Below are 22,452 nucleotides of genomic sequence, written 5' to 3' on the forward strand. Positions count from 1 at the left end.
TTTATTGGATAAATTCCATATTTACAAAAAAACTATTGGGCTATTCTTGCGCTGCAAGAATTATTTCTATCTTTTCGGTAAGGTCTTCCACTTCAAATGGCTTAGCAATAAAATCGTTAGCACCTGCGGCTTTACATTTTGGCCCGGCATCATGTAATGCCGACATCATAAGTACTGGAGTTTTGCCAATTTCAGGATTTTGCCTAATACCCGCACAAACATCAGTCCCATCAACCCCAGAAATAAGCATATCTAATAAAACCAGGTCAATTTTTTCCTGCTGAATTAATTCTTCTGCTAAAAGTGGTTTTTCGGTAACTATCACTTCGTAACCGTAAAATTCCAGTAATGTTTTTAGCATTTCCCCTATTCCCGAATCATCATCAACCACCAGAATTTTTGTAGTTTTCTCCATATATATTAATTAAGAAGTAACCTGCGTAGTGTTCAAAATAAATGAAAATTCTGATCCCTCACCCAGTTCACTTTTAAGTTGTATTTCTCCGTTATGTCTTTCTATAATTTCGTTAGCCAAATATAAGCCAATTCCAAAACCTGAGTAAGTTTCTTCACTTTTAACCCCTACCCTGTAAAATCGTTTAAAAATCTTTTTATAGTTCTCCTGCCCTATTCCTATTCCAAAATCTTTTACGCATACCCTTACCCTATGCTCATCTTCCTGGGTGATTTTAACGTTTACATCTTCACTACCGGGAGAATATTTAATGGCATTCATCACAAAATTTATAATCACTTGCCCAATACGATCCCGGTCTGCCAAAACATGGCATTGAACATCACTCTCTAAGCTTATTTTATGTTGGGTATTGGTATAATTTATATCCTGAATAGTTTCCTTAACCAATTCATTTAAATTGAATCCCTCCTTTTTTAATTCTAATTGATTTTCCCTAATTCTGGAAAGATCAAGAATTTCTGAAATTAAACGGGTTAACCTGGTTACCTGATGATTTATACGTTCTAAAGAAGGCTTCAGCGGAAGTTTTGAAGCTTCTAATTCCTTTTGCTTCTTAATTAAGCTTAATAATAGTTGAACATAACCTTTTATGGAGGTCACGGGTGTTTTCAACTCATGGCTTACCATTTTTAGAAATTCTTCCTTACGTTTTTCTTCTTCCTTAATTTTATCTATCTCCGTATTTACGGCAATCCACATTTTTACCGAACCATCGTCTTCTTTTACGGCTTCACACCTGCTTAAGTGCCAAATATATTTTCCTTCCTTATTTTTAAGACGCAATTGCATCTCCAAATTACAACCAGTACCTAAACAATCTTCCCAGGCTTTTAAGAAATTATCTTTTTCATCTGGATGAATATAGTGAACCCAGCCTATGTCTTTAAGATCTGTAATTCCTTTTCCGGTAAAATCCAGCCAATTTTTATTGAAGTAAATATCACTACCTTTCTCGTTAGTTTTAGAGACCATTCCCGGCATTAGATCAGCCATTTGTCTAAAATGGAATTCACTTTCCTTGAGAAGCATTTTAGAAGTCACAGAATCAGTCACATCAATGGCCATATTTAAAATACCGTAGATATCTCCTTTCTTATCTCTAAGTGGTTTGTAAGTAAAGTTATAATAGCCGGTTTGCATTTTACCGTCTATCATAAGGTCTACCTTATCTTCTTTACCCCAATATATTTCTCCGGTATCCAGCACATTTCTAAGCAAGTCTAAAAAAGGCTGTCCATCTAACTCTGGCAAAGCTTCATGAAGCGGAGTTCCAATAACAGATTTATCTTTACCCCAAAGCTCTATCATAGCATCATTGGCTAGTTCTATATGCATGTCTCTTCCCGTATAAATTGCAGTAGCTACAGTAGCCTCTTTGACAATTCCCTGCAGGCGGTGATCTTTTTCCCTTACCAGGTTTTCTTTATTTCTTTCTTCGTGAACATCTACTACGGTACCTATCATACCTTCATAATTACCATTGGCATCAAACTTAGGACTGCCCTTATCTAAAACCCAGCGGTATTCCCCTTTTTTGTTGCGCAATCTAAAACTCATACTATAAGCTTTTTTTTGATTGTGCCCTTCCAGGAATGCAAACTCAGTTTGTTTCCTATCTTCAGGATGGGTGGCATCTAACCATCCCATGCCCTCAGCAGCATCTCTATCCTGCCCGGTATAACTATACCAATTTTTATTTAGGTAAACAGTTTGTGCTTTAGTATTTGTAATCCAGATAATTGCAGGAACAGCATCAATAACTTCCCTTAAACGTTGTTCACTATTTTCTAAAGCTTTTCGGGCTTCTACCTGCTCTGTTACATCAATTACGTGAGCAAAAATCCCATCTATTTTTCCCTTATGATTTCGAGTGGGCTGATAAACAAAATTTAAAAAAGAGTTTTTAAATTCATTTTCACCAACTTTAAGTCGAATTTGAGTTTCATTCCCAATATGCGGTTCGCCCGTCTCGTATACCTTATCTAAAAGTTCTATAAAACCTTGATTGTTTACTTCTGGAACCGCTTCTTTTACAGTCTTACCAATAATATCCCTATGGCCAAGCAGCTTCATATAATTTTCATTGGCCAATTCAAAAACATGTTTAGGCCCGCGTAATGCGCATATTGCAGCAGGTGCTTTAGATAGTATATTCTCAAAAATGCGATTAAAAACAATCTCCTGTTTAGAAATTTTATTAATTCCTTTCAATTTCTTAAAACTAACCAAAAGTAATTTTCGGTCAACAGGAGACCAAAGTGGAGAAACATTTACAGAAATTTCCTTTCTTCCTTTCTGAGGAAATTTAACACTAAGCGTTTTCTTATTAACCGCTTGTTCAGTGTCCAGGACTTTCTTTAGAACTTCTCTAAAATCTGGAAGATTTAATTGTTCTTTATTTAATTTAAAAATCGAAATTCCGTTTATTAAAGTATCGTCTACCTTAAAACCAGAAATAAAATTAGCTGTGGCGCCTATAATACAAAGGTTGTCATCTAAAATAAGTAATGGCTCCCTAATAGTTTGGGTAAGCTGTGAGGCATATTTTACAAGTGTTATTTCTTCTTTCCTGGAAAGTTTATCGGCATTGGATTCTACCATATATCTATACTATATTCTCAATTAAGATTGGCTACAATAATAGCTCTAAAATACTATTTTTAGAAACTAATCTACCTTACATTTTCTTATGAAAATCATAAATTTATACTCAAAAAGAGTCCATTATTATATATAAAATTAACAATAAAGCAAAATTTATTACTAAAAGATGTCTATTAAAGAAACTCAAATTTTATTGAGCCAAATAGCCCCCATCTATTGGGTAGTAAGCACCAGTAGCAAAAGAAGCCCTGTCGCTTGCTAACCAAACAAAAAGCTGTGCTACCTCATCTGCTTCCCCTAAACGACCAATGGGATGAGCATTTACCAAATGTGATAATAGTTCTTCGTCAAGACCTTCCAATAAAGGTGTTTTTATAAAAGCCGGTCCAACCGAGTTCACTCTTACCCCCTTAGCTGAATATTCTAATGCAGCCGATTTTGTTAAGCCCACAACCCCGTGCTTAGCCGCAACATAGGCTGCTGCATTTGCAAAACCTACACTTCCTAAAATGGAAGCCACATTTATAATACTTCCCGCGCCATTTTTAAGCATTGCAGGAATTTGGTAACGCATTCCGTAGAAAACCCCGGAGAGATTGATACTTATTACTTTATCCCAGGCTTCAATTTCATATTCGCCCACAGGTTTTTGAGGACCACCTATACCTGCATTGTTTACCGCTATATCTAATTTACCGAACTTCTTTATTGCTTCGGCAACACTTTTTTCTGAATCTTGAGACTGTGAAGTATCAGCTTTTAAAAATGTAGCTTCACCACCAGATTCCTCAATTTGGTTAACCAGTGTCTTCCCGCCCTCTTCATTGATATCGGTTAAAAACACTTTTGCTCCTTCTTTAGCGAAAAGTAAGGCTGTACTTTTCCCAATTCCCGATGCTGCGCCCGTAATGAGAGCTACTTTACCTTTTAATTCCATGACTACTTCCGTTTAGGTTAAAACACTTAAAGCTAAGCGTTTATACACTAAAAAAATATGATGAAAATCAGGAATAATATTTTAAGTAACTTGGCTTAAAATTCAGCAAGAATGAAAAGCTTAAGCTATCTTTTACTTTTTCTAGTTGGTTTTAATTCTGGACTAGCTCAAACCAAAGAACTCCTCAAGGGCTTTACTTATATTAAAGCACAAATCCCAGATATTAAACTTGATATTAGATATGCGGGAAGCAATAACTTTATTGGAAAGCCTGTAGATGCATATCATCAGCCCGCAGGCATTCTAACAAAAATCGCTACCGAAGCTTTGGCAACCGCACAGAAAGACCTAATGTCACAAGGTTTTTGCCTTAAAATTTTCGATGCTTATCGCCCTCAAACTGCGGTAAATCATTTTATTGAATGGGCCAGAAACCCCGGTGATACCCTCACAAAAAGTAAGTTTTATCCAGAAATTGCTAAAAAAGATCTTTTTCAGTTAGGTTACATAGCCAGTAAGTCTGGGCATTCTCGCGGAAGTACCGTAGATCTAACAATTTTAAATGCTAACACTGGAAAAGAACTGGATATGGGAAGTGGTTATGACTTTTTCGGGGATATTTCTCATCATAATACAGACAAGATCACAAAGGAACAAAAGGCAAATCGTTCTTTATTAAAGCGGATAATGATTAAAAATGGCTTTAGGCCTTACCCTGAAGAATGGTGGCATTATACTTTGCGAAATGAACCTTATCCTGAAACCTATTTTGATTTTCCGGTACGCTAGATTTTAAGAAATAAAATCTAAAGTTTGATCTCTTGAGATGCTTTCATCTTCATCTAACTCCTCCTTAAATTGAAAATTAAAATTTTTCATTAAGACGTCTTGATTTAAAATTTCTAAAAGCTCCTGCGTGTCTATAAATTTATCGTGGTAACCAATAACTCTACTATACTTAAAAGCACGTTCCTTATCTGGCTGGTACATAGAAGAACTTAGTACAACTACATAAATGGAATTTTTGTATTTAAAATCCTCTAGAAAATCTAAAACATCCCAGCCATTTACTCGTGGCATATTTAGATCCAAAAAAATAAGCTGTAAATGCCCGGCATTTGCGGTTTGTTTTAGATAATCAATTAATTCACCGCCTTGCCAAAAGCCTTTTATTGGGCAGTTTACTAATTTCTTTAAACTTCTTAATTCCAACTTTAAAATAAGTGAATTGTCTTCAGCTAATAGTACCTCATGTGTGGGGGGCTTCTGCATATACTCGCATTTAGTGCTAAAGTTTTATAGCAAACCTTAAGGCAATAAAGATAAACTGTAAAACTCTCTCTGCAATAATAAAACTGTATTAGTTATAAGATTAATTGCAGGAAAAATAATTGAGAATCCTATAAAATTAAAATTCATTTTACGGTTTTTAGTATTTTCACTAAAATTCTTATTGAATCAATGGACATAAAATTAGACGCAGCTAACAACCAAATAAAGATAGATGACAACCTAAAATTCCAATATTGGATGCTAAAGTTTATAATGCTTAGTAATTTATTTCAAATGTTTGTTGGGTTAATAAAAGGCCTATTTCTGAATGGGACACGCTTACCTGGTTTTGGATCCCCATTGGTCTCGTGTCGCTTTTTATATTGTATTATTTCACTAAACTTAGCACTAAAGAAGTGATTCCTTTAGATGAAATTCAGCATCCAGTTTCAAAAAATTTCTTCGGAAGAAAACGATTAATCCTAAAACTTAAAAACGGTAAAACAAGATATTTACCAACGAAGTCTCTAAAAGAAATGGAACAAATCCAGAATTTTATAAACTCACCACAGAAGATAACAACTTAGATTCTGAAATGATCCCGAAGCGTCGGGACAGAAGGACGAGTAAAAAATAAAACCCCGAAAAACACTAATGCTTTTCGGGGTTTCTATTGATTTTCTTTTAAAATTAAGATTCTATATCTAGCGCAGCATCTATCCTGGCAATTAGATCTTCCCAGTGATATTGGGTTAGGGAATGATTTACTCCCGATTTCCTACGATTTATATCGCGCTTTAATGATTGCATTTCACCGCGCATAAGTGGTAAAATATCAGATTTCAATAAAGCATCGTTATCTTCAGCATTTAATTTTTTAAGATATTCTGAAGCAATATCTACATAAGATCGCTGTAAATTACGCCGGTATGCATCAACTTTATTCCTCTTGTAAAGTTCGCTAAAAATACCTTTTCGCAAATCTTGCATTAAATTAACTGCAGTATACGCCTCATTCCCATTTACCTCTTCATTAGCGATCATTCGGTTTAAGCGATCTTCCTCTAACAAATTATTCAATGCACGAGTCTGTAAACTCTGCACCCGATCTATAGCTCCTGTTGCTTCTATTCGGTTTAATATTTCCTGATTCAGCAACCAATTTGGAGTAGTAAAAGCTTCTTCTACTAAGAACTCAACGGCATCTTCCTGTTTTTTCTTCGGTACATTTTCATAAACCACGCCATCCTGATTAGAGGTTTTACGAGTTTCATAAACCCCGCCAACATTAGTCACCACGTGAGAAACATAACCTCGCCACATATAAGTCAACTCTCTATACACTTCTTCAAGATCGTCATAACCATAACCGTCTTTAGAAGTCCATTCAATTAAATTAGGAACTACTTTTTTAAGGTTTGCGAGCCCATATTCACTGGCTTTCACTTGATCGTCACCCAAACTTTCTCGTTGAGATTGTGGATCTACACCTCCATATCCATTTCCAAATTCATACCAGGGATTACCTGCTTTTTCCAAAATCCATTCATCTAATTTTTCTTTCTCTGCTTCAGGAGATTCAGCTTCCGGTAGGTATCTGTAACCCCAGTTGATGGCATACAAATCGTATGGCCCCATCATTCTAATATACCTTACTCCTCCATCTTCCGGTTGCGCAACATAATTTACCCGTGCATAATCCATTATAGAGGGAGTTAAACCATATTTCTGGGTAAACTCAGCCGACCTTAAAGAATCTGTTGGATAAGCAGAACTCGCTTTCATATTATGCGGCAAACCAAGCGCGTGTCCCACTTCATGAGCTATTACCATACGCATCATTTCGCCAATTTCAGATTCCGGTGTGTTTAAAGTTCTGGCATCTTCGGTTTGCGCTCCGGCCTCAATCATATAGCGGTTTCGATATGAGCGCAAATGATTGTGATACCAAATAATATCGCTTTCAATAATTTCCCCGGTTCTCGGGTCGGTTACTGAAGGGCCTACTGCATTCCTGGTAGTACTGGCTACGTAGCGCACTACTGAGTAACGTACATCTTCAGGACTAAATTCCGGATCTTCTTCTTTTGTTGGTGGATCTTTAGCGATTATTGCGTTTTTAAAACCTGCTTCTTCAAAAGCCACATTCCAGTCTTCAATTCCCTGCTTAAAATATGGCCTCCATTTTTCAGGCGTGGCAGGGTCTAAATAATAAACTATAGGCTCTTTAGGCTCTACCAGTTCCCCACGTTTGTAAGCTTCAATATCTTTAGGCACTAGTTGCCAGCGGCGAATCAATTCATAATCATCGGCTTTTAGTTCCTCTGAATTATAATCGTATTTATCTATGGTAAACCAGCCAACACGAGAATCTGCAACTCTGGGTTGCATTTTATCGTCTGGCAACAAGATCATAGATTGGTTCATCATCATAGAAATAGTTCCGGCCTGGTCACGTGTTGGCGGTTCTTCAGCCTCGTAAGTCATAACGTGTTTTACCTCTATGTTCTCTGGATAAGAATTTGCTGATTCAATATAAGATCTACTTTGATCCAGTTTCCTAACTTTATAACGTTTACGGAGTGAAGACGAAAGGCCGTTGATGGCTTTCACTTCGTTTTCAAACAAATCACCAACTTCAATCACCACACTTGTGGAGTCTGCATTATAGGTTTCGATTTTTGAACTAAAAAGGATTGGAAAATAATTATTAGCCTGTACAGATTTGTAAATAGGTGACTCTTCATCACTCATATTTTCAAAACTTATCACCTTTACATCTATATTTCCTTTTCGCTTTGTCCACCGAACTACCTGTTCATTTACTTTAGAACCGGCATTCACATAACCGCCCCCATAACCATCTGGCACCCCGGCAATACGACTTACCAAAAGCATATCTTTATCCAGCAAATCTACCGGAATTTCAAAATAAAGTTTGTCATCTACAAAATGCGTAGTAAAAAGTCCTTCATCAGATTCAGCTTCTGAAGTGATGACTTCGTCGTAGGATTTGAGTCCGTTTGTTGCTTTCTTTGAAGTGTTTTCAGCCGATTTATCTTTACCGTTGAAAACAGATTTTTCGCTTCCACAACCAGCTGCAAGTATTGCGACCAGCCCCAGAATAGGTAATTTTTTTATCATGAATTTTTATTTTGGCTTCAAGATAAGCAAACCTGATAAAAGGTTGAAATAATCGGATGAGAAGAATATATATTGTCAATACATTATCCTGAATTTGTTTAAGATCTCAGATGTAAGTGTCTTAATTATGTTAGAAGCTGAAACAAGTTCAGCTTGACGTATAAAAGTTTCCAAAATCAGCCTTCCTTACTCTGAAGAAATCCTGGATCTGCTTTCGGTATTCATCAACCTATCCCAGAAAGTAAAATAAAGTCCGAAATTGGTTTTGAACTCGGCGTGATGAAAATGATGGTGCGTAGCGCCAATAAACAATTTTCCGAAGCGACTTTTTATAAAAGCTTCGGGATAAATTTCAATATCTAAATGATTTATCACGCTGCTAAGCGTCATAAAAATTAAATAAACACCAATTACAATTGGATGAACAGGCAGAAAGAGTAGAATTACCGGAACTACTATAGCTTCCAGTAAAGATTCCCAGGGATGAAAGGAGAAAGCCGTCCAGGGGCTGGGCACTAAGCTATCGTGATGTACCTTATGAATTTTCTTAAAGACCAAGGGATTGTGCATCCAGCGATGCACCCAATAATAATAAGTTTCATGAAGTAGAGAAAGTAAAATAAAACTCACCGGTAAATACCATAATCCAAATTTTTCAAGCTCCAGGTAAATTTCGGTAAAGCCCTTTTGCCACAGAAAATAGGTAAGCGCGCCAAAAAAGCCAAAAATCACCGAAGACCACATGCTCCAATAAATCTCCTTTTTTAACTGCCCTTTTCTAAAACCGCGTTTGCTTAATCTTTTATTACTAAATTTTTCACTTTTAAGTCTGTAATAATACCAGTAGAATATTCCTGCGGAAACCAGGTACCTAAGAAAAACTGCGACAAAAAAGATAAGCACACAAACTAAGAAAAGCCCCGGATTATTAATTTCAAAGAAAATCATGGTCTACTAAAGTAATAAGGATAAAATATACGAAAATTTCAATCTTTCAACTTTTTCAAAACCTGCCTCCAGAGCTACTCTTCTTAAGTTCATGCTATTTCTCTATTGGTCGTCTAAAGTAACCGCATCTGGATTTGCACCTAATCTTTCTAAAGTATTTCCTATCTCTTCCGTCATTTTAGGAGGCCCACATACATAGAATTTCTCATCAAAATTTTCTATATGTTGCTTTAAAAAATTTTCATCAATATAAGCTTTGGTAAAGTCTGTGTCTTTTTGATCGGTGATTACATAAGTAGCGTTTTCACCCAGCATAGCATCTAATTCTGTTTTCAGGATAATATCTTTATCTGTTTTATTAGAATAAAACAATTTAATGCCATTTAATTTATTCTCTTTCTTTAGTTTGCGCAACATGGCAATATAAGGTGTTATTCCTGCGCCCCCGGCAATAATATATCCTGGACCTTTGTATTCTATGGCACCCCAGGTATCGCGAATAATCAATTCGTCTCCAGGCTTTAATTTCCCTAACCGTTCGGTTACACCATCGTGATCTGGATAAATCTTAATGGTAAATTCTAAATAATCATCTTCATTTAGGCTGGTAAAGGTAAACGGCCTTTTTTCGTCTTTCCACTTTTCCTTATTTATAGAAACCTCTGTAGCATGACCCGGGGTAAACTCATAGCCATCAGGCTTTTCTACTACAAATTGTTTAACATCGTGAGTTATAGTTTTAACTTCCTTAATCTTTACTGTCTTCTCCATTTTATTTTTTTTTTAAACGCTATAGTTTAATTTACTGGTTTAAAAAGGCGGTTTCAAGACATTTAACCTTCTTTAAAGACTTTAAGCTCAAGTTTTAAGGAAGCTTTATCAATCTAAATTCTAAAACCACGTTTTAAAGAAAATCAATAAGCCGAAGCGATAAAAACAATTCCTTATATTCGACTTAAGTTTGAAAACCGCAAATTCATGAAGCTAACTCCCCCTATTTACAAGGTTATTATTATAGTTTTACTTTTGCTTTCCGGCTCAAGTATTCAGGCTCAATTCCCTTTATCTACTACACAAAACCAAGAACAGGAAAAAGATAAAATTCCAGAGGACCCTCTGGGAAGAAGAACTCCTCGAGGAACCGTAAATGGTTTTATAGACGCTATGGCCGGGGTAAATTATAATCTTGCAGCTAGATATTTGAATTTTCCGCCAGGAATTTCTTCGCAAGAGCAGAAAGAGCAAATCGTCCAGGTTTTGCAACGCTTATTTGATCAAAAAGGAAATATACAGCCTTATTATATAATTAGTAATGAGCAAAGTGGCAAATTAGATGATGGCTTAGATGCCAACCTGGAACAAATAGGAAGCGTAAATGCCGATGGCGAGACTATAGAAATTTTCCTAGAACAGTATGATGATGAAGCGGGGTATCCAATATGGCTTTTCTCTTCTGAAACCACCAGTGCTATTAGTTCACTTAGCCTGGAAAATTCTGCTTTTATTGATGAAATAACACCAGGTATTTTTAAAAAATATCTTTGGGGAGGCGTTCCGGCCGGGCAGTGGATAATTGCAGTTGTTCTTATGGCTTTAAGCTATTTTATTTCTTTATTAATAGTTTCAATCATAATCTATCTACTGAAAAAATTATGGAAAAAAGCAAGACATTCGCCTGTTGCAGGAATTATTACCACGCTAAAGCTGCCTGTAAAACTTTATATGGCCGTATGGATATTTGTATCCATCTCCAGAAACCTTGAGCTTTCAATTATTCTAAGACAAAAATTCAGCGCTATAACCATAACGGTAGGAATTGCTGCCATTCTAATTCTTTTATGGAGGCTATCTGACTTTATTGGAAAAATCACTCAGGAAAAAATGCTATTACGCGGAAATCCCGCCGGCGTCTCTATAGTTCTATTTCTACAGCGGGCCGCTAAGATCGCTATCGTAGCTTTTGGTATCATCGCTATTCTAGGAGCAGTAGGCATTGATGTAACTACAGGCCTGGCTGCCTTAGGAATTGGTGGTATAGCACTGGCCCTTGGTGCACAAAAAACTATAGAAAACTTTGTTGGGAGTGTTACTTTAATAGCCGATAGACCTATTAGGGTTGGTGATTATTGTAAAGTGGGAGAAGTAACGGGACATATTGAAAAAATAGGTATTCGCTCTACCCGAATTCGTACTTTAGATCGCACGGTAGTTACTATTCCCAATGGTGCTTTTTCATCTGATACAATAGAAAATTATGCCCACCGGGATAGGTTCAGGTTTGCAAGTGTTTTAAATTTTAGATATGAAACCTCATCAGACCAATTACGCTTTTTACTTGCCGAACTACGAAAAGTACTCTATGCACATCCAAAAGTTTACGAAGATCCGGCCAGGATTCGTTTTATTGGTTTTAGTGCACACTCTTTAGACCTGGAAATTTTCGCTTATTTAGAAGCCCGTAATTATGATGAATTTCTGGAAATACGGGAAGACCTTATGCTTAGAATGATGGAGATTGTAGACCAGAGCGGAACTGATTTCGCCTTCCCTTCTCAAACTATTTACTTCGGAAAAGATCAGGGACTTTCTAAAGAGAAATCGGCTGAAGCTAAAGCTAAAGTTGAAAGTTGGAAAAAAGAACGAGAAATGCCAATTCCCCAATTTACCAGGGAACAAATTGATGCGCTTAGAAATAAATCCAGTTATCCGCCAGAAGGTTCAAGTACAGGAATAGAAAAAAAATAAGACTTAACCGAATTTACCTTAAAAAATCCAAAGTAATTAGAAATGAGTAACCCGAAGAGAAAAAAAAATTACCGTGGAGAAGAAGCCAAATGGCCTCATCAAATTCCCGTATCGGGCTGGATAGATATTGGGAAACGCGTTTATAAGGAAATGAAATTTGACCATGTGCAAATAATTTCAGCCGGCGTTGCATTTTATTTCTTTCTAGCCATTTTCCCGACCATTGTCGCCGCTATTTCAATTTACAGCCTTGTTCTAGAACCAGCTAAAATTGAAGAACAGATTTCATACTTAAGTCTAATTTTACCCGACCAGGCTTTTGGAATGATCACCGATTTTCTGGAACCTGTTCTGAAACGTTCCAGAAAGGAAATTGGGTGGGGACTTTTTATAAGTATTCTAATAAGTATTTGGAGTGCGAATAAGGGTACTAGTGCTCTTTTTCAAGGGATCAACATTGCTTACGACGAAATTGACGGTCGAGGAATTATCAAGAAGAACCTGTTAAGCCTGCTTTTCACTCTGGGTGGTTTAGTGATAGGACTTATTAGTTTGTTAATTGTAATTTTCTTTCCCCTACTCGTAAAAAACCTGGGATTAACTCCTCAACTGGAAAATATGCTAAACTGGTTACGTTGGGTATTCCTGGGACTTATTTTAATTCTAAATTTAAGTATGATTTATAAGATTGCACCCTACAGAACTAACCCAAGATTTGGTTGGGTAAGCTGGGGCGCAGTAATAGGTTCTATTTTTTGGCTAGCAGGTTCAATATTATTTTCATGGTACGTAGCTAATTTTGGAAGCTACGACGATCTCTACGGAAGTTTTGCCGCAGTAGCTATTTTAATGTTATGGCTATTTCTCACTGCTTTTATTGTGTTGATGGGAGCTGAAATAAACTCAGAAATGGAACACCAAACTCGCCACGACACCACTATTGGAATGGAAAGACCAATGGGTGAAAGAAATGCCTGGCACGCCGACCATTGCGCAGTTGAAGATCCTGATGAGGATTGTTGAACCAAGAACCAAAGCAAGCCTTTAGAAAAAAGTCATTAATTCTCTCTATAATAAGAGATATTTGCCATTAACAGCAATTGGTCTCAGAAGAACAACAACTGGAATTTCCAATTTCAGAAATATTTTGTTTGGTTTTAATAGTCTTTAATCCCGGTTTATCGGCATAAACCGTAATACTAAAAATTCCTGTTTCTCCTTTATTAAAATCATTAATTTGTTCTAAAGTAAGATATTTGCTTAAAATATCATCTGGAATTGTGATTGGTTTTTCCTTTTGAATAGCTATATTTTGAAAACCATTATCCTGTATCATTTGCAAATAATCTGTTCTTTGAATTGCCCCGGCAACACAACCAGCATACATTTCTGCATCTTCTTTTAAAGCTTCCGGTAAATTTCCTAATAAAACGATATCAGAAATGCTAAAATGGCCTCCAGGTTTTAAAACTCTAAAAATTTCTCCTATTACTTTTTGTTTATTTGGAACTAAATTTAGAACACAATTACTCACAATAACATCAGCCATATTATTATTTATTGGCATTGCATCAATGTCACCTTCCCTAAATTCAACATTGTTATAACCAAGTTTTTCTGCATTTGCCCTGGCTTTTTCGATCATAATTGGAGTGAAATCGATTCCGATTACTTTTCCTTCCACACCGGCTTCGTGCCTTGCAACAAAACAATCATTCCCCGCTCCAGAACCTAAATCGATCACGGTATCTCCTTTGCTAATTTTCGCAAACTGAGTTGGTAAACCGCAACCTAAGCCTAAATCGGCATCTTCGATATATCCTTTGGTTTCAGAATAATCATCCATCATAATATTGTATACTTTATTTGACGGAGTGGTGGCGCCACAACAAGAGGAAGCATTCTCTGCTTTTCCCTGTTCAGCAATTTTGGCATATCGTTGCTTAACTATATTCTTTAATTCTTGTTCTTTATTCATAACTGCTATTTTTTATTATCAACAAACTTCTCTAAGTTTTATATCGCGGCCCAAAAATTTAGAGATTAGGATTTTCATTGCCACCCAATTTTCTTTATATATCCAATAGCAAACACTTGCTTCTTCAATACTCACTTTAATTAAGCTTAAGTGTTTTCAACTCTTTTAAATGTTGTGAAATCGTAGTCTGAGCCAGTCCTGTTTCACTTACTAAATTGCCACAACAACAAGTATTTAACCTAAATAGGTTTTGCAAAATTACTACCCTGGCAGGATGTCCAAAACCTTTGTGCATAATGCAATTTGATTTTGTAGATCGGTAAATTTCTCAGTTCTTACTAACCCACTTTAATTTTCATCACTTCATTGCAATATTACGATTAATAATATAAAGAACAAATAATTTCCTCTATCTTATTCTTTGGTTATCTGTTATCGTTCAGAATGGGAGCCATCCGAAAAAACCCAGATTAAGTTCTTTAGAACCAATTTTAATGAATTTCGAATCATAAAAAATAAACCAGGACTTGAAAAAGGATTGTTGGTGTATGGCTTAGGAAAATCCACGCTTTTTGATGCCATTCATCACATAGGAAGAGTAATTCTGGAGCAAACCCGAAGTACACAACTTTGGTTTTCTCGAATCTCAAGCGTTCATATGCTTAGCCTGTATTATGAATCGCAAAAAGACCAGAACAGCTATTTTAAACTGGAAGATTATTATCGCGGAAAACTGTACCTGGATGATGTGGGAAAAGAAGACAAGGCCTATAACCGGGAAGAGATCATCGGAAAATTACTTTTTTTTGAAAGACACCGGCGAAGGTTATGGTAGATATGGGGCATGAAATGGAAACACTATTATAATTTAAGCTTGTTATAATCCACAAAAACCTATTTTTTAGCTATATTTGTTTATTATAACATACATTATGCTCGAACTCGTCACTATAAAGCAAACTAAAGAAGAACTAGGTAAATGGTGTAAACTTCAAAGAGATCGTTTTGAATTAAGCCAGCAAGAATTGGCTGATCAACTGGGAATATCTAGGTATACTATTCAGAAATTTGAAAGCGGGAGAAATTCAACCATCGATACTGTTTTAAAAATTGCTCACCATTTCGAGGATTTGGAGAAGTTTTATAATGGTGTAAAATCTTATAATGAACAAAATACTAATCGCTCCTTATATTAACCATTATGGCTAAAAATACTATCCTAAATGTAAAGCTATTTGATTATGAGGTTGGAAAGTTAGATTACGATTTGGATCAACGTAAGAGTTTCTTTCAGTATAATCCGGAATTTTTAGAAACAATTCAATTACAAAACATTTTCCCGTATATCATTAAACGAATAAAACCAGTTCAGGTATTCTCCGAATATGAAGGAAATACTTTCAAAGGACTCCCTCCAGCCATAGCAGACTCTCTTCCAGATATGTTCGGTAATATTATTTTTAAAGAATGGTTTGAGGTAAATAATAAAGATAAGACAAAACTTACACCTCTTGAACAGTTAACCTATGTAGCCAATCGCGGGATGGGTGCTCTGGAATATGAACCGGCCCAGAATCTTCCCAAAACTTCAGCAATTGACCTTGAAGAAATTATTAGTGTATTAAAGCAAGTTATAGATCAAAAAGAACATACTTCAGAAAAGAACTTAGACAACCTGGCTTTACTCAATATTTTCAAAATGGGTACCTCTGCCGGTGGAGCCAGACCGAAACTATTAATTTCTGAAAATATTGAGACCGGAGAAATTATCCCCGGGGATATTGTTTCCTCTGAGGATTACAAGCATTACCTGGTAAAGCTTTCCTTAAATGAAGATAGTTATAATAAAGAAGTCGTAGAATATGCATACTATAAAATGGCCACTGCCACCGGAATAGCAATGATGCCTTCTAACCTAATTAACGACAAGCATTTTACCACGCTAAGATATGACAGGCAAAACGGCGCAAAACAACATGTACTAACTGCAAGCGGCTTAACGGGATGGGATTTTCTAAAACCAGAAAACTCATCCTATGAAAATCTTTTCAAATTAGCTCTGGATTTAAAAATACCTTATAATGAGATTCAGGAACTTTTTAAGCGAATGGTTTTTAATTTGGTCTTTGCCAATATTGATGATCACTTAAAAAACCATTCTTTTATATATAATAAGAATTCTGACAAATGGAACCTCGCTCCTGCTTATGATCTCACCTACCCTTTAAACGTAGATTTCAATTATCATAAGATCAGCCGTGCGCTGTCTATTAATAATAAACGTGATAATATCCAGCTAAAGGATCTACTTGGGTTAGCAGAAGAATTTTCGATTAAAAATCCGAAAGGGATTATTGAGAAAGTTCAGGAGCAGATTTCTAACTGGCCGCGAATAGCAGAAGAGCTTAATATTCCTGCTTACGTGGTAGAAAAAATTTCTAAAGAATTCAAAATCTTTATTTAACTACAGGTTTTCCCTTATTTTTTGTAGGAAATCATAATTATTTTCAGTAATTATGTTAATAAGTTTTAGGCTACCCTACTTTCCTAATAATATAATCACCTCTGAAATTTAATTTGCAGTTAAAAAAAAGAAAAATCCCACGGAGTACGCAGGATTTAAGATTTTTCTTCGGCTTATAGCCTTATTGTGAAAAGCTTTCAGTAATCCAAATATATAAAAATATTTTTTATGAACAACTTAACTTTAGGAATTGACCTTGGAACAAATAGCATCGGATGGGCAATTAGAGATATAACAGCCACTGACAATCAAATCATAAAAAATGGTGTTTTAATATTTGATAAAGGAGTTGGTGAAGAGAAAGGAATTGAGTTTCCTAAAGTTAAAAAACGTACAGAAAGTAGGGGGAAAAGAAGAAACTACCAGGCAGAAAAATACCGAAAATGGGAATTACTGGAATTTCTTATAAAAGAAAGAATGTGTCCTTTAACCATTGAAGAATTAAATGAATGGCGGAAATACAACAAAAACAGTCCTAGAAAGTATCCACAAACCGAGACTTTTATCAATTGGCTACGTTACGATTTTAATGGAGATGGCAAACCAGATTTTCGCCTTTTTGGAGGTGACAAACACGAAAACCATTACTTATTTCGTGCTAAAGCAGTAAGTGAAAATGAAGATGATAAAAAAGTCTTTCAGGAGAATCCTCAAATCCTAGGTAGGGTATTTTATCATTTAGTGCAACGCCGTGGTTTTAAAGGGCGTGATGAAGAGGAGGCTAAAACTATGTTAGAGGGCAGCAAAAATAATGACACGCCTGGCAGAAATGAAATTAAAGATTATATTATAAAACACCGAAGCTTAGGAGCAGCATTATACCATTATCAAAAAGAAAAATCCACTAATGGTGAAAAAATAAGAATCCGTCAGCGCTATAATCTTAGAAAAGATTATGAAAACGAATTAAAGGAAATCTGTCGAGTTCAAGGCTTGGAAAAAACATCTTATGAAAAACTTTGGAAAGCAATTATCTGGCAAAGGCCTTTGCGTACCCAAAAAGGTTCGGTAGGATTGTGTACCTATGAAAAAAACAAAAGACGCGCCCCCATTAGCCACCCGTTATATGAAGAATATAGAACCTGGGTTTTTATCAATAATTTAAAGATTGAAGCTCCGCAAGGTTGGAAACAGGAAGATTATTTAAAAGAGACAAATCTATCCTATTTTTTATAAAGTGGGAAATGATTTCAGCCTTAAATCTATTCTCAATCAATTAGACAAAGATGAGGCAACAATTACTTCCGGTTATGCAATAAGAGAAAAGACAAAAGTACTTTCAACAAAGCTACTGAAACAATTTGAAGATATTTTTGGTGAAAACTGGAAAGAAAATTTAGGTTGGAATGATGCTTTTGTTCGAAATGCTCAACCAACAAAGAAAAATTCAAGCTACTATACCTTTGAAGACCTTTGGCATGTATTATTCACCTTTGATAGCGAAGAAAAATTAAAAGAATTTGCGTTAGAAAAGTTAAAACTTGAAAAAGCGAAGGCAGAGAAATTTTCTAAAATAAGACTTCAACAAGGCTATGCTACTTTAAGCCTATCAGCTATAAAAAAGATTCTACCATATCTTCAAAAAGGGTTTACTTATTCCAAGGCTGTATATATGGGCAACCTTCAAAAAGTTCTGGGAACTCATGAAGTTTCAGATGAGTTTATTAATCATTTTGCTTTTGAGATTGATAAAATTTACGAAAGTGTTTCTACCGAGCGTAAGTTAAATAATGTTTTAAATGGTTTATTCAGAACAGAGCTGGTGGCTGAAGGAGATTATCATTTAGGCGAACACGAAGATTTGGATACATCAGATGTGAACTTGATCAAACAACATATTGTTGCTGTTTTAGGTGATAAAACATGGGGAGAGATCGATGAAGACCAGAAAGAGGAATACGTGAATTTCGTAAAAGAAAAATATAAAGAATTTCTTCAAAAACCATTTCAAGCCAAGAAAGGGAGTTTCATAGAACAGCCTAGAATTCATGACGCTATTTTCAAATATTTGCAGGAACATTATCCAGAACAAGTTCCCAAAAAAAACATTCAATATTTATGGCATCCTTCAGAACAAGAAAAGTACCCAAATTCAGATACTTATCAGGAAATAAACCAAAAAGGCAAAGTATTCTATATTAAGGAATCCGAACTCAATTCTTTTTTACACCGCAACCCTCATGCCGAGGCAGACGGGATTTCATTAAAACTTCTAAGAAATCCGGAACCAATAAGCAAAGGTTTTAAAAATCCGATGGCTTTAAAAAGTTTACATAAATTAAAGCAATTGCTAAACTTTTTATTACAAACACAACTAATTAATGCTCATACTAGGATTGTTGTTGAAATTGCAAGGGAGCTAAATGACGCCAATTACCGTAAAGCTCTAGAACAATGGCAAAGTGAACGAGAAAAGAAAAACCAAAAGTTCAGGGATACTATTGAAGAAATCAACCAAGAATGTAACACAAGTTTTGACCCTAACAGTAAAGCGTTAATTCGAAAAATCAGGTTATGGGAAGAACAAGGTAAAAAATGCATGTATACCGGAGCAATGATCAATAAATGCGACTTGTTGAATGGCGAATACTATGATTTTGAGCATACCATTCCCGCAAGCATTAGTTTTGATAACGAATTAAAAAACCTAACACTGGCAGACAAAAATTACAATTCGAATATCAAAGGCAAAAAATTCCCCACACAACTTGATAATTATGATTCAGAAGGTGATTTTAATGGAAAGCCTCTTCAGCCTATCCTGAAAAATATTGAAGCCTTATTCGGCAAAAGAAGTGTAGAGAAAAAGACTATAAAGAAAAAAGGTATACAGAAAGAAATTACTATTGAAAAGTGGAGCAAGATTGCGGAACTTGAATTTCAACTAAGTAAATTAAGTAGTTTAAGAGGTGTTGAACCTAAAGATAAAAGGGATAGCCTTATCCAGAAAAGACATAAGTTAAAGTTCGAATTAGATTATTTAAAGCAAAAACTACAAACTTTTACTATTGAAGAGTACAAAGCTAGCTGGCGTAATAGCCAGTTACGCGACACCCAAATAATGACCAAATATGCAGTGCCATATCTTAAAACAGTTTTTAATCGTGTAGAGGTTCAAAAAGGAAGTGTTGTTGATATATTTAAAGAAGTGTACAATGTAAAATTAAGAAGTGATAAAAAAGATCGTTCAAAACACAGTCATCACGCAGTAGATGGAGCTATTCTCACATTAATTCCGAAAGCTGCCCAACGGGACAAAATTATTAAAGAATACCAATTAAGAAAGGATGAAGGCTTTGGAGAGATTTACCACGAAACCCCGAAAGAGTGGGACAACTTTAAAGTTTCATATATAAAAAACATAGAAGAAAAGACACTCATTAATAATCTTAAAGAGCATAGAACTTTAAATTCGACCTTTAAAAAACTTAGAAAACGTGGAAAAATAGATCGAAAAGAAAATGGTGACCCTAAATGGGCTAAAGGCGATAGCATTCGAGGTCAGTTGCATGATGAGTCATTTTACGGAGCTATAAAACAACCCAAACGTAACGAGGATAATACGATTATTTTTAATGAAGAAAAGAGCATGGTTTTGGAAGACAAAATCAGGCTTGTAATTAGAAGACCTCTTGCTTATGCTAAAGACAATAATACACCAGGTTTCAAAAAATTAGATGAGATAGAAAAAGTCATTATTGATAAAGCTTTGTTCCAGATAATAGAAAAGCAAGTTGAAGATGCAGGCAGTTTTAAAGATGCTTTACAAACGGGTATATATATGCTTAACCGAAAAGGAGAAAAAGTCAATAAAATTAGGCATATACGATGTGAATTTAAAGGACTAAGTTATAATGCCGCTGTAAAACCCCACAAACATGTATTTATTTCTGATAAAGAATATAAGCATTCAACAATCGCTAAGGGTGGAAATAATATATTTTGCCTGTTTTATAAAGGTGAAATCAAAGGCAAAGAAGAAAGGGCGATCAATAACATCGGAATTTTTGATTTGGCAAAATTAGAGATTGAAGATGAAAAAGAATTCTTTGAAATTCCCCATTTCAATTTCATTCAAAAGAAAAAAAGCCAACTTTCACTGTATGCAATCTTGAAGACAGGACAAAAGGCCATTTTTTATAAAGAAAGTTTGGAGGAGTTAATGGAGCTTGATGAAAAAGAACTTTCTAAACGAATGTATAAAATGTATCAATTTGAGCGGGGAAAAGGCGGAGATAAAATAAAATTCAAACATCATTTAATATCAGGACCAAATATCGATATTATTAAAAAATTACCAAAAGAGTACAAAGAAGCTTCTCCATTTGGAAGTTTCGAAGAACAGCCTCTAATGCGCCTAACAGCCGGAAATTGGAACTTTGCCATAGAAGAAAAAGATTTTGAGATAAACTTAGATGGTTCTATTAATTGGAATATATAATCTATGATTAAACGCAGCCTTTTTTTTGCCAATCCCGCCTATTTAAGCACAAAAAATGAACAGTTAGTAGTATCTTTCCCTGAAGAAGGAAAAGTAAATAAAACAATTCCCATTGAAGATATTGGTATGCTAGTATTAGAGAACCCGCAGATCACGCTAACAAACGGACTCATAACCAAACTTATTCAGAACAAAGCTGCGGTGGTAAATTGCGATAAACAGCACCTACCCTGCTCTATTTTGCAACCGCTTGTTGGGCATACGGAACAAACAGAACGTTTTTCAGCGCAACTCAGTGCTAGTTTACCTTTAAAGAAAAACCTATGGCAGCAAACCATAAGTGCTAAAATTAACAATCAGGCACAGCACCTTTTCCGAAGAAATAAAAACCATAAAAAACTGGCGCGCTGGGCAGGTGATGTCAAAAGCGGCGATACCGAAAATCACGAAGCCGTTGCAGCCGCCCATTATTGGCAGAACCTTTTTGATATAGAAGGATTTACCAGATATAGACACGGGGATCCTCCAAATAATCTGCTAAACTACGGCTATGCAATTCTACGAGCAATTGCTGCAAGAGCCCTAATTAGTTCCGGCTTACTGCCAGGCGTGGGAATCTTTCATCATAATAAGTACAATGCGTTTGCCCTGGCCGATGATATTATGGAACCTTATCGCATTTATGTAGATGACCTGGTTTATGAAATGGTGGTTGCGGAAAAGAATATTGACGAATTGACTACAGACTTGAAATCCCAACTTCTAAAAATCCCAGCCTTAGATGTTTTTATTGATGGAAAATGGAGTCCGCTAATGGTGGCCCTTAGTAGGACGACTAATTCTTTATACGAGTGCTTTGCCAATCTAAGTCGAAGGATTCTTTATCCGGTTTATCAATAATGATATTCGGTTTGGATAAAGTTGGAAAATCAACAGTAACTATATGGATGAAAAATTTTCACGCTTAAATCAGTATCGAAGTATGTGGGTATTAGTATTTTTTGATCTTCCAACGGAAACCAGGGTAGAACGAAAAGCAGCGACCCGTTTTAGGAAAGACCTCCTTGATGATGGTTTTGGAATGTTTCAATTTTCAATTTATACCAGGTTTTGCGCCAGCCGAGAAAATGCAGATGTACACACCAAACGAACCAAGAGAAATCTTCCAAAAAAAGGGAAAGTATGTATAATGCAAATAACCGATAAGCAGTTTGGCATGATTGAACTTTTTCACGGAAGAAAAGAAACCGTCCCAGAGGCTCCTACCCAACAACTTGAACTTTTCTAGGATTTTAAATATCCTAGTCAATGCAGTCAAGACATCTCAAAAGCTTCTTATTTTTTAATTCTAAGAGACACCTTAAAAAACAGGATACCAGCA

Annotated in this window: 18 protein-coding genes and 1 pseudogene; 10 read left to right on the forward strand and 9 right to left on the reverse strand. The window is 35.6% G+C overall.

What is annotated here, in order from left to right:
• Positions 1-40 precede the first annotated feature (40 nt).
• The 3 genes from B5X51_RS13345 to B5X51_RS13355 form a co-directional block, all read right to left on the reverse strand.
• Positions 41-415 (reverse strand): response regulator, encoded by a 375-nt coding sequence (locus B5X51_RS13345; RefSeq protein ID WP_079721691.1) that lies wholly within the window; start codon positions 413-415, stop codon positions 41-43.
• Between the two features lie 9 nt (positions 416-424).
• The gene (locus tag B5X51_RS13350) at positions 425-3,079 is read right to left on the reverse strand and encodes a PAS domain S-box protein (RefSeq protein ID WP_079721692.1); all 2,655 of its coding nucleotides are present in this window, start codon (positions 3,077-3,079) and stop codon (positions 425-427) included.
• Positions 3,080-3,272: 193 nt separating this feature from the next.
• On the reverse strand, positions 3,273-4,019 hold the full coding sequence (locus B5X51_RS13355; RefSeq protein ID WP_079721693.1) for an SDR family NAD(P)-dependent oxidoreductase: 747 nt from the start codon (positions 4,017-4,019) through the stop codon (positions 3,273-3,275).
• 111 nt (positions 4,020-4,130) lie between these two features.
• On the opposite strand from B5X51_RS13355, the gene B5X51_RS13360 reads away from it, so the two are divergent.
• Positions 4,131-4,808: a M15 family metallopeptidase gene (locus tag B5X51_RS13360; RefSeq protein ID WP_079721694.1), complete on the forward strand. Its 678-nt coding sequence runs from the start codon at positions 4,131-4,133 to the stop codon at positions 4,806-4,808.
• A gap of 3 nt (positions 4,809-4,811) precedes the next feature.
• Here the strand turns inward: B5X51_RS13360 and B5X51_RS13365 are convergent, their stop codons facing one another.
• The 4 genes from B5X51_RS13365 to B5X51_RS13385 all read right to left on the reverse strand — a co-directional run bounded on the left by B5X51_RS13365 (position 4,812) and on the right by B5X51_RS13385 (position 10,154).
• A complete protein-coding gene (locus B5X51_RS13365; RefSeq protein ID WP_079721695.1) occupies positions 4,812-5,291 on the reverse strand; it encodes a response regulator in 480 nt (159 codons plus the stop codon).
• A gap of 690 nt (positions 5,292-5,981) precedes the next feature.
• A complete protein-coding gene (locus tag B5X51_RS13375; RefSeq protein ID WP_079721697.1) occupies positions 5,982-8,435 on the reverse strand; it encodes a zinc-dependent metalloprotease in 2,454 nt (817 codons plus the stop codon).
• Between the two features lie 186 nt (positions 8,436-8,621).
• Entirely contained in the window at positions 8,622-9,383 is a 762-nt protein-coding gene (locus tag B5X51_RS13380) for a sterol desaturase family protein (RefSeq protein WP_079721698.1), read from the reverse strand.
• Between the two features lie 102 nt (positions 9,384-9,485).
• Positions 9,486-10,154, reverse strand: coding sequence for an FAD-binding oxidoreductase (locus B5X51_RS13385; RefSeq protein ID WP_079721699.1), 669 nt, complete (start codon positions 10,152-10,154; stop codon positions 9,486-9,488).
• Between the two features lie 207 nt (positions 10,155-10,361).
• On the opposite strand from B5X51_RS13385, the gene B5X51_RS13390 reads away from it, so the two are divergent.
• Entirely contained in the window at positions 10,362-12,128 is a 1,767-nt protein-coding gene (locus B5X51_RS13390; RefSeq protein ID WP_079721700.1) for a mechanosensitive ion channel family protein, read from the forward strand.
• A 42-nt stretch (positions 12,129-12,170) separates the two neighbouring features.
• Positions 12,171-13,151: a YihY/virulence factor BrkB family protein gene (locus tag B5X51_RS13395; RefSeq protein ID WP_079721701.1), complete on the forward strand. Its 981-nt coding sequence runs from the start codon at positions 12,171-12,173 to the stop codon at positions 13,149-13,151.
• Positions 13,152-13,218: 67 nt separating this feature from the next.
• On the opposite strand, the gene B5X51_RS13400 is transcribed toward B5X51_RS13395, so the two are convergent.
• Positions 13,219-14,106, reverse strand: coding sequence for an arsenite methyltransferase (locus tag B5X51_RS13400; protein ID WP_079721702.1), 888 nt, complete (start codon positions 14,104-14,106; stop codon positions 13,219-13,221).
• Between the two features lie 18 nt (positions 14,107-14,124).
• Positions 14,125-14,409: pseudogene (locus tag B5X51_RS13405) on the reverse strand (ArsR/SmtB family transcription factor).
• Between the two features lie 241 nt (positions 14,410-14,650).
• Between B5X51_RS13405 and B5X51_RS13410 the strand changes: the two are divergent.
• The 7 genes from B5X51_RS13410 (at position 14,651) to cas2 (ending at position 22,359) form a co-directional block, all read left to right on the forward strand.
• Positions 14,651-14,941: a hypothetical protein gene (locus B5X51_RS13410; protein ID WP_176132765.1), complete on the forward strand. Its 291-nt coding sequence runs from the start codon at positions 14,651-14,653 to the stop codon at positions 14,939-14,941.
• Between the two features lie 97 nt (positions 14,942-15,038).
• Positions 15,039-15,302: a helix-turn-helix domain-containing protein gene (locus tag B5X51_RS13415; protein ID WP_079721704.1), complete on the forward strand. Its 264-nt coding sequence runs from the start codon at positions 15,039-15,041 to the stop codon at positions 15,300-15,302.
• Positions 15,303-15,307: 5 nt separating this feature from the next.
• Complete coding sequence (locus tag B5X51_RS13420) at positions 15,308-16,570, forward strand: type II toxin-antitoxin system HipA family toxin (protein WP_079721705.1); 1,263 nt, start codon at positions 15,308-15,310, stop codon at positions 16,568-16,570.
• A gap of 228 nt (positions 16,571-16,798) precedes the next feature.
• Positions 16,799-17,806 (forward strand): type II CRISPR RNA-guided endonuclease Cas9, encoded by a 1,008-nt coding sequence (cas9, locus tag B5X51_RS16035; protein WP_245828755.1) that lies wholly within the window; start codon positions 16,799-16,801, stop codon positions 17,804-17,806.
• A gap of 1 nt (position 17,807) precedes the next feature.
• Positions 17,808-21,071, forward strand: a complete 3,264-nt coding sequence (gene cas9 / locus B5X51_RS13425) for a type II CRISPR RNA-guided endonuclease Cas9 (RefSeq protein ID WP_245828756.1) — start codon at positions 17,808-17,810, stop codon at positions 21,069-21,071.
• 3 nt (positions 21,072-21,074) lie between these two features.
• A complete protein-coding gene (gene cas1 / locus B5X51_RS13430; RefSeq protein WP_079721706.1) occupies positions 21,075-21,971 on the forward strand; it encodes a type II CRISPR-associated endonuclease Cas1 in 897 nt (298 codons plus the stop codon).
• Positions 21,972-22,014: 43 nt separating this feature from the next.
• The gene (cas2, locus tag B5X51_RS13435) at positions 22,015-22,359 is read left to right on the forward strand and encodes a CRISPR-associated endonuclease Cas2 (protein WP_079721707.1); all 345 of its coding nucleotides are present in this window, start codon (positions 22,015-22,017) and stop codon (positions 22,357-22,359) included.
• Positions 22,360-22,452: the final 93 nt, after the last annotated feature.

Origin of the sequence: Salegentibacter holothuriorum, assembly GCF_900168045.1 — a bacterium.
GTDB classification, from domain to species: domain Bacteria; phylum Bacteroidota; class Bacteroidia; order Flavobacteriales; family Flavobacteriaceae; genus Salegentibacter; species Salegentibacter holothuriorum.

What these genes read in the sequence shown, in the direction of transcription:
- B5X51_RS13345 (WP_079721691.1), bottom strand. Translation starts at nt 415, where the DNA reads ATGGAGAAAACTACAAAAATTCTGGTGGTTGATGATGATTCGGGAATA.
- B5X51_RS13350 (WP_079721692.1), bottom strand. Translation starts at nt 3,079, where the DNA reads ATGGTAGAATCCAATGCCGATAAACTTTCCAGGAAAGAAGAAATAACA.
- B5X51_RS13355 (WP_079721693.1), bottom strand. Translation starts at nt 4,019, where the DNA reads ATGGAATTAAAAGGTAAAGTAGCTCTCATTACGGGCGCAGCATCGGGA.
- B5X51_RS13360 (WP_079721694.1), top strand. Translation starts at nt 4,131, where the DNA reads ATGAAAAGCTTAAGCTATCTTTTACTTTTTCTAGTTGGTTTTAATTCT.
- B5X51_RS13365 (WP_079721695.1), bottom strand. Translation starts at nt 5,291, where the DNA reads ATGCAGAAGCCCCCCACACATGAGGTACTATTAGCTGAAGACAATTCA.
- B5X51_RS13375 (WP_079721697.1), bottom strand. Translation starts at nt 8,435, where the DNA reads ATGATAAAAAAATTACCTATTCTGGGGCTGGTCGCAATACTTGCAGCT.
- B5X51_RS13380 (WP_079721698.1), bottom strand. Translation starts at nt 9,383, where the DNA reads ATGATTTTCTTTGAAATTAATAATCCGGGGCTTTTCTTAGTTTGTGTG.
- B5X51_RS13385 (WP_079721699.1), bottom strand. Translation starts at nt 10,154, where the DNA reads ATGGAGAAGACAGTAAAGATTAAGGAAGTTAAAACTATAACTCACGAT.
- B5X51_RS13390 (WP_079721700.1), top strand. Translation starts at nt 10,362, where the DNA reads ATGAAGCTAACTCCCCCTATTTACAAGGTTATTATTATAGTTTTACTT.
- B5X51_RS13395 (WP_079721701.1), top strand. Translation starts at nt 12,171, where the DNA reads ATGAGTAACCCGAAGAGAAAAAAAAATTACCGTGGAGAAGAAGCCAAA.
- B5X51_RS13400 (WP_079721702.1), bottom strand. Translation starts at nt 14,106, where the DNA reads ATGAATAAAGAACAAGAATTAAAGAATATAGTTAAGCAACGATATGCC.
- B5X51_RS13415 (WP_079721704.1), top strand. Translation starts at nt 15,039, where the DNA reads ATGCTCGAACTCGTCACTATAAAGCAAACTAAAGAAGAACTAGGTAAA.
- B5X51_RS13420 (WP_079721705.1), top strand. Translation starts at nt 15,308, where the DNA reads ATGGCTAAAAATACTATCCTAAATGTAAAGCTATTTGATTATGAGGTT.
- cas9 (WP_245828755.1), top strand. Translation starts at nt 16,799, where the DNA reads ATGAACAACTTAACTTTAGGAATTGACCTTGGAACAAATAGCATCGGA.
- cas1 (WP_079721706.1), top strand. Translation starts at nt 21,075, where the DNA reads ATGATTAAACGCAGCCTTTTTTTTGCCAATCCCGCCTATTTAAGCACA.
- cas2 (WP_079721707.1), top strand. Translation starts at nt 22,015, where the DNA reads ATGGATGAAAAATTTTCACGCTTAAATCAGTATCGAAGTATGTGGGTA.